The 14,400-nt window shown below is 69.8% G+C and carries 12 protein-coding genes, 2 rRNA genes and 1 riboswitch; of the genes, 1 reads left to right on the plus strand and 13 read right to left on the minus strand.

Annotation, left to right across the window (positions count from 1 at the left end):
* Nucleotides 1-33: 33 nt before the first annotated feature.
* Entirely contained in the window at nucleotides 34-2,919 is a 2,886-nt protein-coding gene (gene gcvP, locus ACGFZN_RS05505) for an aminomethyl-transferring glycine dehydrogenase (protein WP_393857160.1), read from the minus strand.
* Nucleotides 2,920-3,095: 176 nt separating this feature from the next.
* Nucleotides 3,096-3,190, minus strand: a riboswitch (glycine riboswitch).
* A 119-nt stretch (nucleotides 3,191-3,309) separates the two neighbouring features.
* Between gcvP and ACGFZN_RS05510 the strand changes: the two genes are divergently transcribed.
* Complete coding sequence (locus ACGFZN_RS05510; RefSeq protein ID WP_393857161.1) at nucleotides 3,310-3,678, plus strand: PRC-barrel domain-containing protein; 369 nt, start codon at nucleotides 3,310-3,312, stop codon at nucleotides 3,676-3,678.
* Here the strand turns inward: ACGFZN_RS05510 and ACGFZN_RS05515 are convergent.
* The 12 genes from ACGFZN_RS05515 to ACGFZN_RS05570 form a co-directional block, all read right to left on the minus strand.
* Nucleotides 3,603-5,015 carry a DNA polymerase IV gene (locus ACGFZN_RS05515; protein ID WP_393857162.1) on the minus strand — a complete coding sequence of 471 codons (1,413 nt, stop codon included), beginning with the start codon at nucleotides 5,013-5,015 and terminating at the stop codon, nucleotides 3,603-3,605. The genes ACGFZN_RS05510 and ACGFZN_RS05515 overlap by 76 nt on opposite strands.
* Nucleotides 5,016-5,081: 66 nt before the next feature.
* On the minus strand, nucleotides 5,082-5,726 hold the full coding sequence (locus ACGFZN_RS05520) for a MerR family transcriptional regulator (protein ID WP_393857163.1): 645 nt from the start codon (nucleotides 5,724-5,726) through the stop codon (nucleotides 5,082-5,084).
* Nucleotides 5,727-6,035: 309 nt separating this feature from the next.
* Entirely contained in the window at nucleotides 6,036-6,509 is a 474-nt protein-coding gene (locus tag ACGFZN_RS05525; RefSeq protein ID WP_004934251.1) for a bifunctional nuclease family protein, read from the minus strand.
* An 85-nt stretch (nucleotides 6,510-6,594) separates the two neighbouring features.
* Nucleotides 6,595-7,332 carry a MerR family transcriptional regulator gene (locus ACGFZN_RS05530; RefSeq protein ID WP_393857164.1) on the minus strand — a complete coding sequence of 246 codons (738 nt, stop codon included), beginning with the start codon at nucleotides 7,330-7,332 and terminating at the stop codon, nucleotides 6,595-6,597.
* Nucleotides 7,333-7,377: 45 nt separating this feature from the next.
* The gene (locus ACGFZN_RS05535; RefSeq protein ID WP_330341269.1) at nucleotides 7,378-8,205 is read right to left on the minus strand and encodes an FHA domain-containing protein; all 828 of its coding nucleotides are present in this window, start codon (nucleotides 8,203-8,205) and stop codon (nucleotides 7,378-7,380) included.
* A gap of 190 nt (nucleotides 8,206-8,395) precedes the next feature.
* Nucleotides 8,396-9,379 (minus strand): DUF881 domain-containing protein, encoded by a 984-nt coding sequence (locus tag ACGFZN_RS05540; RefSeq protein WP_393857165.1) that lies wholly within the window; start codon nucleotides 9,377-9,379, stop codon nucleotides 8,396-8,398.
* Nucleotides 9,380-9,384: 5 nt separating this feature from the next.
* A complete protein-coding gene (locus tag ACGFZN_RS05545; RefSeq protein ID WP_003988855.1) occupies nucleotides 9,385-9,717 on the minus strand; it encodes a small basic family protein in 333 nt (110 codons plus the stop codon).
* Nucleotides 9,714-10,631 (minus strand): DUF881 domain-containing protein, encoded by a 918-nt coding sequence (locus tag ACGFZN_RS05550; protein WP_393857166.1) that lies wholly within the window; start codon nucleotides 10,629-10,631, stop codon nucleotides 9,714-9,716. Before ACGFZN_RS05550 ends, ACGFZN_RS05545 begins: the two co-directional genes overlap by 4 nt.
* A 168-nt stretch (nucleotides 10,632-10,799) precedes the next feature.
* The gene (locus ACGFZN_RS05555; protein ID WP_393857167.1) at nucleotides 10,800-13,295 is read right to left on the minus strand and encodes a sugar phosphate nucleotidyltransferase; all 2,496 of its coding nucleotides are present in this window, start codon (nucleotides 13,293-13,295) and stop codon (nucleotides 10,800-10,802) included.
* Between the two features lie 114 nt (nucleotides 13,296-13,409).
* A complete protein-coding gene (locus ACGFZN_RS05560) occupies nucleotides 13,410-14,018 on the minus strand; it encodes a CDP-alcohol phosphatidyltransferase family protein (RefSeq protein ID WP_393857168.1) in 609 nt (202 codons plus the stop codon).
* 106 nt (nucleotides 14,019-14,124) lie between these two features.
* A 5S ribosomal RNA gene (gene rrf, locus ACGFZN_RS05565) occupies nucleotides 14,125-14,241 on the minus strand.
* A gap of 85 nt (nucleotides 14,242-14,326) precedes the next feature.
* Nucleotides 14,327-14,400: ribosomal RNA gene (locus tag ACGFZN_RS05570) — 23S ribosomal RNA — on the minus strand; the annotation flags it as partial.

Here is a 14,400-nt window from a genome sequence, read left to right on the forward strand (position 1 = left end):
GTCCGGACGGGGCCCTTGGAGAATGCCGTTCGCTCAGTCCTCGTACGCGTCCAGCGGCGGGCAGGAGCACACCAGGTTGCGGTCGCCGAAGGCCTGGTCGATACGGCGCACCGGCGGCCAGTACTTGTCGGCGGCCGACACCCCGGCCGGGAAGACGGCCTCCTCGCGGCCGTAGGCGTGCTTCCACTCACCGCCGAGCGCGGCGGCGGTGTGCGGGGCGTTCCGCAGCGGGTTGTCCTCCGCCGGCCACTCCCCGGATCCGACCTTCTCGATCTCCGCGCGGATGGCGATCATCGCGTCGCAGAACCGGTCCAGCTCGGTGAGGTCCTCCGACTCGGTCGGCTCGATCATCAGGGTGCCGGCCACCGGGAAGGACATGGTCGGCGCGTGGAAGCCGTAGTCGATCAGCCGCTTGGCCACGTCGTCCACGCTCACGCCGGTCGCCTTGGTCAGCGGGCGCAGGTCGATGATGCACTCGTGCGCGACCAGGCCGCCGGGGCCGGTGTAGAGCACCGGGTAGTGCGGCTCGAGGCGCTTGGCGATGTAGTTCGCCGACAGCACGGCGACCTGAGTGGCCCGCTTGAGGCCCTCGCCGCCCATCAGACGGACGTAGGCCCAGGAGATGGGCAGGATGCCCGCGGAGCCCCAGGGAGCGGCCGAGATCGGACCGACGCCGGTCTCCGGGCCGGCGGCCGGCTGCAGCGGGTGGTTCGGCAGGTACGGCGCCAGGTGCGAGCGGACCGCGACCGGGCCGACGCCGGGGCCGCCGCCGCCGTGCGGGATGCAGAACGTCTTGTGCAGGTTCAGGTGGGAGACGTCACCGCCGAAGTGGCCCGGCTTGGCGAGACCGACCAGGGCGTTGAGGTTGGCGCCGTCGACGTACACCTGACCGCCGGCCTCGTGCACCCGGGCGCAGATGTCGGCGACGTGCTCCTCGAACACGCCGTGCGTGGACGGGTAGGTGATCATCAGCACCGCCAGCTCGTCGCGGTACTGCTCGATCTTCGCCCGCAGGTCCTCGACGTCGATCTCGCCGTCCTCGGCGGTCCTGACGACGACGACCCTCATGCCGGCCATCACGGCGCTGGCCGCGTTGGTGCCGTGCGCGGAGGACGGGATCAGGCAGACGGTGCGCTGCTCGTCGCCGTTGGCGCGGTGGTAGCCGCGTACGGCGAGCAGGCCGGCCAGTTCGCCCTGGGAGCCGGCGTTCGGCTGCAGGGAGACCTTGTCGTAGCCGGTGACCTCGGCGAGACGTTCCTCCAGCTCGCGGATGAGCGTGAGGTAGCCCTCGGCCTGCCCGGCGGGCGCGAAGGGGTGCAGCTGGCCGAACTCGGGCCAGGTGACCGGCTCCATCTCGGTGGTCGCGTTGAGCTTCATGGTGCAGGAGCCCAGCGGGATCATGCCGCGGTCGAGCGCGTAGTCGCGGTCGGCGAGCCGGCGCAGGTAGCGCAGCATCGCGGTCTCGGAGCGGTGCTGGTGGAAGACCGGGTGGGTGAGGTAGGCGTCGGTGCGCAGCAGCGCCTCGGGGAGGGTGTCCTCGGCGGTCGCGTCCAGTGCCTCGATGTCGGCCTCGACGCCGAACGCGGACCACACCGCGGCGAGCTGCGCACGCTTGGTGGTCTCGTCGCAGGCGATCGAGACGTGGTCGGCGTCGACGAGGTGCAGGTTGACGCCGTTGTCCCGGGCGGCGGCGGCGACCTGGGCGGCCTTGCCGGGCACGCGCGCGGTGACGGTGTCGAAGAACGCGCCGTGCACGATCTCCACGCCGGCGGCCTTCAGGCCCTCGGCGAGGAGGGTGGCGTACCGGTGCGTACGGCGGGCGATGGTCTTCAGGCCCTCCGGCCCGTGGTAGACGGCGTACATGCCGGCCATCACGGCGAGCAGCACCTGCGCGGTGCAGATGTTGCTGGTGGCCTTCTCGCGGCGGATGTGCTGCTCACGGGTCTGCAGGGCGAGGCGGTAGGCCTTGTTGCCGTCGGCGTCGACGGACACGCCCACGAGCCGGCCGGGCAGGCTGCGCGCGAACTTCTCGTGCACGGCCATGTAGCCGGCGTGCGGACCGCCGAAGCCCATCGGCACGCCGAAGCGCTGGGTGGTGCCGACGGCGATGTCGGCGCCCAGCTCGCCCGGAGAGGTGAGCAGGGTCAGCGCGAGCAGATCGGCGGCGACGGTGACCAGGGCGCCCAGCTCGTGCGCCTGGTCGATGACCGGCTTGATGTCGCGTACGGCGCCGGAGGCGCCCGGGTACTGGATCAGCACACCGTTGATCTCGCGCTCGGCGACCTCGGCCGGGATGCCCTCGGAGAGGTCGGCGACGACGACCTCGACGCCGGTCGGCTCCGCGCGGGTCTGGATGACGGCGATGGTCTGCGGCAGCGCGTCCGCGTCGACCAGGAAGAGGCCCTTCTTGTTCCTGCCCATGCGGCGGGAGAGCGCCATGGCCTCGGCGGCGGCGGTGCCCTCGTCCAGGAGGGAGGCGCCGGAGGTGGGCAGGCCGGTGAGCTCGGCGACCATGGTCTGGAAGTTCAGCAGCGCTTCGAGCCGGCCCTGGGAGATCTCCGGCTGGTACGGGGTGTAAGCCGTGTACCAGGCCGGGTTCTCCATGACGTTGCGCAGGATGACGGGCGGGGTGAACGTCCCGTAGTAGCCCAGGCCGATCATGGAGTCGAGGACCTGGTTGCGGTCGGCGAGCGCGCGCAGCTCGGCGAGCACCTCGGCCTCGGTGCGGGCGCCGGGCAGGTCGAGGGCGTCGGCGTTCTTGATCACATCGGGGACCGCCGCGGCGGTCAGCTCGTCCAGCGAGCCGTAGCCGACGTGCGCGAGCATCTTCGCCCGCGCCTCCTGGTCGGGCCCGATGTGACGCTGCTCGAACGGGATGCCCGCTTCGAGCTCCGAGAGCGGAATGCGGTGGGCGGTCATTGCGGAGGCCTCCTGGTCTGACGCGACCTTCGAGGGGCACCACTGCACGGGTGCCCGGACGGCCTCCCCCTCTGTCATCTCAACCTGAGAGCTTCACCGGGTCGCCCGAGGGCACCCGGTTTTCACCGTCGGTGAGAGCCGGTGCCGTCGGCACCCGCCCTGCTTTCCAGAGTGACCTCGTCCGTGCGGTACGTGAGCCTGAGAGATTCCGGGGAGGATTTGCTCCTTCGGCGCCTCCGAGGTGGTCGGAGGACTCTCCCGCACGGGGTCAGCAGCCGCTGTCAGCCTACCAGCGAGGCCAACGCCGGGGCCCTCGAGTGGCCGCCTGACTGATTCTGCTCTTTTGTAGTGCTTACGGATGAGTTGCGACCAAGTGGAGGGAGACGGACCGTGCAGACCGAGATCGATCCGCGCAACCTGATCGGCCGCAAGGCGTTCGACCGCAACGGCACCAAGATCGGCACGATCGACGAGGTGTACCTCGACGACGCGACCGGCGTCCCCGAATGGGCGGCCATACGCACCGGACTGTTCTCCCGCGACGCCTTCGTCCCCCTGGAACCGAGCGAACTGGTGGAAGGCTCCCTCCACGTCCCCTTCGACCGCGCCCTGATCAAGGACGCCCCCGACTTCGGCGTGGGCCGCCACCTCTCCCCCGAACAGGAACTCCAGCTCTACCACCACTACGGCCTCGACGTGGTCTCACCCCCGGTCCCGGACCACGACTTCGGCAAACTGGCGGGCTCCGAGGAGACCTGAAGGACGGCGTCCGAGACCAGCGGCAACGGATCGGCCGACTCCAGCGCAGGATCGTCGACGGAAAACGTCCGCACCCGCCCCGGAGGGGACTGCGGCGTCTCGAACCGCACCGTCACCCGGCCCAGCCCGCTCCCCTGGACCCAGCCGTGCCCGTACTCCGCGTGCCTGACGTCCTGGCCGGCCCGCCAGGACCGCTCCTCCGGCTCCGGCCGCTCCAGCACGGCCGCGGCGTCCCCCTGCTCGGGCTCCTCGGCTTCGGGCACCGGCATGGCCTGGGCGAACAGGTCCTCCTGGGTGTAGTCGGCGAGCCCGGAGACGCCCACGCCGAGCAGGCGTACCCCGCCCGTGGTGTCCACCGAGTCCAGCAGCCGCGCGGCCGCCTCCCGCACCACCGCCGGATCGTCGGTGGGCCCCCGCAGTGTCTCCGACCGGGTCAGCGTCGAGAAGTCGTACCGGCGCACCTTCAGCACGATGGTCCGCCCCGACAGCCCGGCTCCGCGCAGCCGCCCCACGCACCGGTCGGCGAGCCGCCGCACCTCCAGCCCGATCCGCAGCCGGTCGTGGATGTCCACGTCGTAGGTGTCCTCGACCGACACCGACTTCGCCTCGCGCTCGGCCACCACGGGCCGCTCGTCGTGGGCCAGGGCCATGGCGTACAGCGCCTGCCCGTGCGCCTTTCCCAGCAGCCGTACCAGCTCGTCCTCGCCCGCCTCGGCCAGTTCCTCGACCGTGGTGATGCCGGCCCTGCGCAGATGGTCCCCGGTGGCCGGCCCCACCCCCGGCAGGGTCCGCACCGGCATCGGCCCCAGCAGCGCCCGCTCGGAGCCCGGCTCGATCACCACCAGCCCGTCCGGCTTGGCCTGCTCGGAGGCGATCTTGGCGAGCATCTTGGAGGCGGCGAGCCCCACCGATCCGGTGAGCCCGGTGACCGCCCGGATGTCCGCGCGCAGCTTGGTCCCGGCCAGCCGCGCCGACTCCTCGTCCCAGGCCGTCCCACCGGCCTCGAGGTCCACGAACGCCTCGTCCAGGCTGAGCGGCTCCACCAGCGGCGACAGCTGCCGCAGCAGCGCCATCACCTGCTCGCTGATCTCCCGGTACAGGGCGAACCGCGGCACCAGATACGCCGCGTTGGGCGCCAGCCGGCGCGCCTGGGCCATGGGCATCGCCGAGTGGACCCCGAAGACCCGCGCCTCGTACGACGCGGTGGCCACCACCCCGCGCGGACCGAGCCCGCCCACGACGACCGCTTTCCCGCGCAGGCTCGGCTTCGACGCCTGCTCCACCGAGGCGTAGAAGGCATCCATGTCGAGATGCAGGATCGTGGGCGCGTTTCTCACATCTCCGATGCTGCACCACGGCACTGACAATGCCGTGGCGCAGTCGGACGCCCGGTGGGCCGGGGCTCAGACCGCCCGGTTGCGGCGGCGTGCCAGCTCGTCCGCGGGGTTGTGCCCGACGAGGGTCTCGCCGGTGTCGATGCGCTCGCCGTGCAGCTGCGAGAGCGCGCTTTCCACGTCGCGCCAGACCACCCCGACGGCGATCCCGAAGATGCCCTGACCGCCCTGGAGCAGGGCGTGGACCTCGTCGGGCGAGGTGCACTCGTACACCGTGGCGCCGTCGCTCATCAGCGTCATCCGCTCCAGGTCGCGGAAACCGCGTTCCCTGAGGTGCTGCACGGCCGTGCGGATGTTCTGCAGCGAGACCCCGGTGTCCAGGAACCGCTTGACGATCTTCAGGACGACGACGTCCCGGAAGCTGTACAGCCGCTGTGTCCCCGAGCCGTAGGCGGGCCGCACGCTCGGCTCGACCAGGCCGGTGCGCGCCCAGTAGTCGAGCTGCCGGTAGGTGATGCCGGCGGCCGCGCAGGCCGTCGGCCCCCGGTAGCCGATCTGTTCCGACGTCATGGAAGCCGCCCCTCCGCCGTTCGGCACCACCGTCGGCCGCTGCGGAGCGTGATCCACCGCGCTGCTGTGAACCGGGTACGGCCCGTTCTCCCCGAAGCCGCGCACGGGAGCACCCCCAGCCGTACCGTCGCCGCTGGTTCTCACGCCGACCTCCGTCCTTGACCTGCCTTCACGACGGTAGGCAGTCACCAGGGGTGCGTCAACGATCGCCACACTCGGCACGCCGAGTGATAATCACCCTAGGAGTGGTTTCCCGTGCCCCACCGCGGGGAAAGGCTAGCCGAATGCGCTCGGGGGAACGCCTAGGACGCTCTCAAAGGCCGATGGCACATGCCCGGCGACCGGGCTCGGCCGGGGCGCTTCCCCCGCGTATCCGGGTCGGCGCCGGCCGGCCGTTCCACGCTCACGCACGGCTCAGCTCACCGGTTGCCCGCGCTCACTGATTGCCCGTGCTCACTGGTTGCTCGTACCGAAGTCCTCGGGCGAGATCTGGTCGAGGAACTCGCGGAACTTCTCCACCTCGTCCTCCTGCTCGTCCGGAATGGCGATGCCGGCGTCGTCCAGCACCGTGTCACTGCCGTAGATCGGCGTTCCGGTGCGCAGGGCCAGCGCTATGGCATCGGAGGGACGGGCGCTGACCTCGACCCCGCTGGCGAAGACCAGCTCCGCGTAGAAGACGCCCTCCCGCAGATCGGTGATGCGTACCTCGGTCAGCTCCTGGCCCACGGCCTCCAGCACGTCCTTGAACAGGTCGTGGGTCAGCGGCCTGGCGGGGGCCATGCCCTGCTGGGCGAACGCGATCGCCGTCGCCTCTCCCGGCCCGATCCAGATGGGGAGGTAACGGTCACCTCCCACTTCGCGCAGGAGCACGATCGGTTGGTTGGAGGGCATTTCGACCCGGACACCTACGACATCGAGCTCGTTCACACAGCAACCCTAGGCCGTGCCCGGGACGTTTGGGTAGTCGGGCCGGGAACAGGTGGCCGATCCGGGTCGCCGGCGGACCCGGCGTTCAGGGCAGCCGGACCCCGAGGGCGGTCTGCACCAGCGCCGCGTGCAGCTTCACCGTGAGCGCCGCCAGCTCCTTGGCACGGGCCTCGGCGTGTGCCCTGGTCTGCGGGTTGCGGTGGCGCCTGAGCGGGGCCACGACCTGCTCCACGAGCCCGGCCTCGCGCTCGGCGGCGGCCTTCATCACCCGAAGGTGGCGTGGCTCGATGCCGTACCGGCCCAGTTCGGCGATGAGGGAGGCCACGGTGACCGCCTCGGCGTCGTAGGCGCCGTCCTGGAGCGGAGCGATGAGGCCGTACGACTCCCACTCCTTCAGGTCCGCCTCGTCGATCTCCGCGGCCGCCAGCAGCTCGGACCTGCCCACCCGGGCCACCGTGGGCGCACCGGACGGCTCCGGGACGTCCTCACCGGTGCGCTGGCGCCCCACCAGGGGCAGCTGGACGGCCTCGCCGCGCTCCATGGCGTCCAGATGCTCGCGGATCACCTTGAGCGGCAGATAGTGGTCCCGCTGCATCCTGAGCACATGCGCCAGCCGCTCGACGTCCCTGGCGCTGAACTTGCGGTATCCCGCGGGGCTCCGCTGCGGCTCGATGAGCCCCTCCGACTCCAGGAAGCGGATCTTGGAGACGGTGACTTCGGGGAACTCGTCGCGCAGCACGTTCAGCACCGTGCCGATGCTCATCAGCCCGCTGTCCCTGGCGGCGGTACCGCTTCCGGCACCGCCGCTCGGTGTGTGAAGCATGGACCTTCCCTGGGGGTTCCCCCCGGACACCGGTCCGGGGGCGGGTCAGATGCCCTGCCGGCTCGCGTAGAACACCAGCCGGTACTTGCCGATCTGCACCTCGTCACCGTTCGACAGCGCGACCTGGTCGATCCGCTCGCGGTTGACGTACGTGCCGTTCAGACTGCCGACGTCGGCCACGGTGAACGAGCCGTCCGGGGAGCGGCGGAACTCCACATGGCGACGCGAGACCGTCACGTCGTCCAGGAAGATGTCGCTCTGCGGGTGGCGGCCTGCCGTGGTCAGATCGCTGTCCAGCAGGAAGCGGCTGCCCGAGTTCGGGCCGCGGCGCACCACCAGCAGCGCCGAGCCCATCGGCAGCGCGTCCACCGCGGCCTGCGCCTCCGGCGAGAGCATCGGCATCTGCGTCTGGCCGGTGACCTCGGCGTCGTACGCCTCCAGGCCGGAGATCGAGATCGTGGACGTCGTCTCGGACGCGCGCTCCGGCGCCACCCCCGGGCGCAGCGGCGCTCCGCAGTTGGAGCAGAAGCGGGCGTTCTGCGCGTTGCGGTTGCCGCACCTCGTACACACCAGGACCGACATGGACGGATCCTCCTGCGGCTGCCCCGCCGGGGCGTTGGACGCGTACGGACCGGGGGCGTACCCTCCACCCGCACCCGAGGCTGACGGTTGCCCGAAACCTATGCCGCCGGACTGGGCAGGGTCAACCGACGCCCCGCCCTGACCTCCGGAAATGTCACCGCCCGGACCAGCGACCTGGTCCCGGAACAGCGGGCGCTGGCCCTCCGCGTCAGGCTGTGCGCGGTGTCGAGCGGTCGCGTTGTCGCTGCCCTCTCGCGCGCTCTTGCCGAACAACTTCGCAAACAACTTCACGGGCGATTCCCCTTGACCGAAACAGACCCGCCCGTGGGGCAGGACGAACCCTGATTGCCTACACCGGCCGAGCCGGACATTCTCACAACGTCCGTAACCACCAGACAGTTTCCACCACGCACCACCGCTTCGGTGCGCCGACCCCCCGCAACCTCATGCCCCTGCCGGACGTCCCCCATGCACCGCCGGTTCACTGGGAGGACGACCGAGCGTAGTCAGGCCGCTTCGCCTGTCGCAAGGCATCCACGACGATCTTGCCGGACTGCTGGACCGTCACCGTGGCCTGCTCCTTCTCCAGGGTCTGCACCACGCCTCCCGGGATGTTCAGCGCCGGCTCCAGGTCCTGCGGCTTGCCGATGACCTTGAAACGATAAGGGGCGTTGATCTTGTTCCCGTCGACTCCCACGCCGTTGCCGGAGTCGGTGAAGTAGGTGTTCGCGACGACCCGGACCCCGTTCACCTGCATCGCCTCCGCACCGGCCGCGCGCAACTCCTGGATCGCGTCGAGCAGCATGTCAGCCTTGACCGTCCCCTTCGTGTCCTCGATCGTCATCGTGATGCCGGGACCCTGCGCGGCCACGGTGCCCGCCAGGATGCCGAGTTGTCTCTCCTTCTCGGCGGTCTGCCTGCGCGCCTCCGCGGCCCGGTCGGAGCTGCTCTGCAGCTCCTGACGCTGCTTCTCGAGTCCCTGCTTCTCGTCCTCAAGACGCTGAGTACGCGAATCCAGTTCATCGAGGATGCGCACAAGATCCTCCTGGCGTGCCCCGCGCAGCGCGCTGTCGGTGTCGCTGTTGGAGGCCACCTGCACGGCCAGCCCGAAGCCGAGCCCGAACAGGAGCACGGCGACGATGAGTTGCGCCCGGGTGAAACGCGGCGGCCACAGGCCCTTGCCCAGCCGCTGCCGGCCGGTCAGCGGCTGGTCCCCCTGCTCCTCCTCGGGGGCCGGCTCGGGTGCCCGTGCGGGCACCTCCTCGGGCAGTTCCTTGCGGAGCCGGTTCTCCGGCCGCTCCGGCTGCTCCGGCCGGTTCTCCGGCTGCTCCGGCCGGTTCTCCGGCTGCTCCTGCCGCTTCGGTTGCTCGGGCCGCTCGGGCAGCCCGGACCGCTCGCTCGGCCGGTTCCGCTCGCTCGGCCGGCTCGCCTGGTTCCGCTCGTCGTGCTCGTTGTGCTCGCTCATCGGTGTCACGCCCGGAACACGTGTCGCCGGATCGCCGCGGCGTTGGAGAAGATCCGGATGCCGAGGACCACCACGACGCCCGTGGACAGCTGCGCGCCCACGCCCAACTTGTCGCCGAGGAACACGATCAGCGCGGCGACGACCACGTTCGACAGGAACGACACCACGAAGACCTTGTCGTCGAAGATGCCGTCCAGCATGGCCCGCAGACCGCCGAAGACGGCGTCCAGCGCGGCGACGACGGCGATCGGCAGATACGGCTCGACAACCGCCGGAACCTCGGGCCGGACCAACAGGCCGGCCACGACTCCCACGACGAGGCCCAGTACGGCGATCACGATGTGCCCTTCTCAGTCTTCTCGGTGCTCGGCTGTGCAGTACGTACGATCACGCTCGGCGCGGCGGGCAACCGCAGGTCGCCCTGGGCGGAGATGGAGGCCCGGATGCCGAAGTTCTGTTCCAGGGCGTGCAGGTACAGGCCGTCGGCGCTGTCCTGGAACGTGGTGGCGAGCCTTTTCCCGTCCCCCACCGCCAGCACCGTGTACGGCGGCACCAGCGGCCTGTTGTCGACCAGTATCGCGTCTCCCGCGGCCCTGATCGCGGACAGGGCGGTCAACCGCTGTCCGTTGATCGAGACGGCCTCCGCCCCGGACGCCCACAGTCCGTTGACCACGCGCTGCATGTCCCGGTCACGGACCCGGCCGGTGTCGGAGAACCCCGAGGTCTCGCGCGGATTGGTGCCGTCACCGCCCGTGCTGGCCTCCTTGGCGTCGTCGACGACGAGCTTGACGCCGGGGCCGTGCACGGCGGTGGCGCCCGACAGAACGCTCACCAGGTCCGCCTTCGCGCTGCCGCCGCTCGACTTCAGCGCCGCCCGCTGGCGCGCGCTGACGTCGTCGCGGAGCTTGTCGACGCTGCTCTCCAGCTTGTCCGCGTTCGCGGTCTCGCTGTCGACGCGGTCGATCAGCTCCTGGCGCTCCTTGGCCACCACGGGCGCAGCGGCCCGCGTCTGCGCCGCCCCGACGGTCACCACGAGCGCCGCGAGGACGAGGCCGGCCGCGAGGCCCAGCTTCGCCCTGAGCGTCTTGGGCAGGCCGCCCTCGCCCAGGGACTTCTTCCGGGCGGCGGCCTCGGCGTACCCGTCGTCGAGGCTGTGGTCCATGACGTTGGTGATCAACGACATGGAGGCGTCCGGGCGCTGAGGCCGCGTGGGGCTGCTCCGAGCGGAGGGTTGCTGCGGCATGCCGCACATCGTCGCATGTCGCGCGCGATTACTCCGAATGGCCCCACCCGCGTGCCGGACAGGCCCCCTTGGGGACGCTTGTCCGGCACGCGCGCGTGCGCGGGTTTTGCGGTACGGCAGCGCCCGCGCCCTTCTCTGCGGGCGCTGTCCGAGGCCGCCTCGTACGCCCTTGCCGGGCTACCTCCCGGCGCTGTCCACGACGGCCGACCACTCGTCCAGCAGGGCCTGTGCCGAAGCGTCGTCGGGACCCTCGGCCCACAGGTGTGTGACGGCCTCCGCCGGGTCGGGCAGCACCATCACCCAGCGCCCGTCCGTCTCCACCACCCGCACACCGTCGGTCGTGTCCACGAAGCGGTCCCCGGCGGCCTCGACCACCCGCCGCATGACCAGGCCCTTGACTGCCCACGGTGTGGCCAGGTCCCGCTTGAGGACGTGCGCCCGCGGAATCCTCGCGTCGATCTGGCTCAGCGTGAGCTGGGTGCGCGCCACGAGCCCGATGAGGCGTACGAAGGCCGCCGTGCCGTCGTAGACGCTGCTGAACTCGGGGACGATGAACCCGCCCTTGCCGTCGCCGCCGAAGATGGTGCCTTCCTCGCCGCCCACGCGCGTGAGGTCGTCGGGCGAGGTGGTCGTCCACTCGACCTGGGTGCCGTGGTAGGCGGCGACCTGCTCGGCGATCCGGGTCGTGGTCACCGGCAGCGCGACCCGTCCGCTGCGCCGCTCGGCGGCCACCAGGTCGAGCATCACCAGCAGCGCGCGGTCGTCCTCGATGATCCGGCCCTTCTCGTCGACGAGCGACAGCCGCTCGCCCACGGGATCGAACCGGACGCCGAAGGCCGCCCCGGACGAAGCCACTATCTCGCCCAGCCGGACCAGGCCGCTGCGCCGCATCTCGGCGGTCTCCGTGGGCCGGGACTCGTCGAGTCCGGGGTTGATGGTCAGGGAGTCCACGCCCAGCTTGCCGAGCAGGCTGGGCAGCACGAGGCCGGCGCTGCCGTTGGAGGCGTCGACGACGACCTTCAGGCCGGACTCGGCGATCCCGGTCGTGTCGACGTTCCGCAGCAGCGATCCGGTGTACGAGTCGAAGACGCTCGCGGGGAAGTACAGGTCGCCGATCTCGCCGGGGAACGCTCGCCGGTACTCCTGCCGTGCGAACACCCGGTCCAGCTTGCGCTGGCTGCCCTGCGACAGGTCGGCGCCGTTGCCGTCGAAGAACATGATGTCGACCGAGTCCGGCACTCCCGGCGAGGTCCGGATCATGATGCCGCCGGCGCTGCCGCGCGCGGTCTGCTGCCGGGCCACGGGCAGCGGCACGTTCTCCAGGTCGCGTACGTCGATGGCGCTGGCCTGCAGCGCCGAGATGACCGCCCGCTTCAGCGCTCGGGCGCCTCGGGAGTGGTCGCGGGCGGTGGTGACCGTGGAGCCCTTCTTGAGGGTGGTCGCATAGGCGCCGGCCAGGCGCACGGCCAGCTCCGGCGTGATCTCCACGTTCAGGATGCCGGACACCCCGCGCGCGCCGAAGAGATGGGCCTGTCCTCTGGACTCCCAGATGACGGAGGTGTTGACGAAGGCGCCGGCCTCGATGGTCTTGAAGGGGTACACCCGGACGTTGCCCTGGACGATCGATTCCTCACCGATCAGGCACTCGTCCCCGATGACCGCGCCGTCCTCGATCCGCGCGGCCCGCATGATGTCGGTGTTCTTGCCGACGACGCAGCCGCGCAGGTTGCTGTGCTGCCCGACGTAGACGTTGTCGTGCACGACGGCCTTGTGCAGGAAGGCCCCGCTCTTGACGACGACGTTGGAGCCGACGACCGTGTGCTCGCGGATCTCCGCGCCGGCCTCGACCTTCGCGTAGTCGCCGATGTACAGCGGCCCGCGCAGCACGGCGTCGGGGTGCACCTCGGCGCCTTCCGCGACCCAGACGCCGGGTGAGATCTCGAAGCCGTCGATGTCGACGTTGACCTTGCCCTCAAGCACGTCGGCCTGGGCCTTGACATAGCTCTCGTGGGTGCCGACGTCCTCCCAGTAGCCCTCGGCGACATAGCCGTAGATCGGCTTGCCTTCCTTCATCAGCTGCGGGAAGACGTCACCGGACCAGTCGACCGGAACATCGGGTTCGACGTAGTTGAACACCTCGGGCTCCATCACGTAGATGCCCGTGTTCACCGTGTCGGAGAAGACCTGCCCCCAGGTCGGCTTCTCGAGGAAACGCTCGACCTTGCCTTCCTCGTCGACGATGGTGATGCCGAACTCCAGCGGATTGGGCACCCGGGTCAGGCAGACCGTGACCAGAGCGCCCTTCTCCTTGTGGAAATTGATCAGTTCCGTGAGGTCGAAGTCGGTCAGCGCATCACCGGAGATGACGAGGAAGGCATCGTCCTTCAACGCCTCTTCGGCGTTCTTGACGCTTCCGGCGGTTCCGAGTGGCTTCTCCTCATTGGCATAGGTGAGCTCCATTCCGAGCTCTTCGCCGTCGCCGAAGTAGTTCTTGACGAGCGATGCCAGGAACTGAACGGTGACGACGGTCTCGGTGAGCCCGTGCCTTTTGAGCAGCCGTAGCACATGCTCCATGATCGGGCGGTTGGCCACCGGCAGGAGCGGCTTGGGCATGCTAGAGGTCATGGGGCGCAGGCGTGTGCCTTCGCCCCCGGCCATCACAACGGCCTTCATGTCGGAAGCGTCCTCCTCCAAGAGACGACGGTCTAGCCGACTTCACCCGTCCAGATTGTCCCGCACTTTTCCACCGCGGGCCATCGAGGCGTAACGTCCGGACAATCGCCGAGCTCAATCGGCCATGGCGTCCGCTCGAACCAAACGGCGGACTTGTACCACGTAGAGCACTCCTGCCCACCAGTACAGGGTTGTACCCCACCCGGCGAACGCCCATCCGAAAACAGCAGCGAGTGACGCGATCCAACCGCTGCCGTCGCTGAGGAGCAGCAGCGGGAAGGCGTACATCAGACAGAACGTGGCCGACTTCCCGAGGAAGTTCACCTGCGGCGGCGGATACCCGTGCCGGCGGAGGATGCCCACCATCACCAGAAGCATCAGCTCTCGCGCGAGCAGGAGGCCGGTCAGCCAGAGCGGAAGGATCTCCCGCCAGGTGAGACCGACCAGTGTGGAAAGGACGTAGAGCCGGTCGGCGGCGGGATCGAGAAGCCGGCCGAGACTGCTGATCTGATTCCAGCGCCGGGCGAGCTTGCCGTCCAGATAGTCACTGACCCCGCTCAACGCCAGCACGAGGAGTGCCCAGCCGTCGCTCTTCGGTCCCCCGAACTCGGGCCTGAGGATCAGCCACAGGAAGAGGGGTACGCCGACGAGCCGCGCCATGCTGAGGATGTTGGGGATGGTGAGGACCCGGTCCGTCTGGACACGCGTCTCCTGGACCTCCACCCGGGGGCCTCCTGTGCGAAAGAGCCGACGATGCTCCCTGACCTTACCTCAACGCAAAAAAGCTCCGGCTCCTGGGCAGTGCCCAGGAGCCGGAGCTGTAAAAGGAGTTCGGCGGCGTCCTACTCTCCCACAGGGTCCCCCCTGCAGTACCATCGGCGCTGTAAGGCTTAGCTTCCGGGTTCGGAATGTAACCGGGCGTTTCCCTCACGCTATGACCACCGAAACACTATGAAACTGTCGAACGCCGCACCATGCCGGGCATGGGGCTGTTCGTGGTTTCAGAACCAACACAGTGGACGCGAGCAACTGAGGACAAGCCCTCGGCCTATTAGTACCGGTCACCTCCACACGTTACCGTGCTTCCAGATCCGGCCTATCAACC

The sequence above is a fragment of the Streptomyces sp. NPDC048192 genome, from assembly GCF_043202415.1.
Lineage (GTDB): Bacteria > Actinomycetota > Actinomycetes > Streptomycetales > Streptomycetaceae > Streptomyces.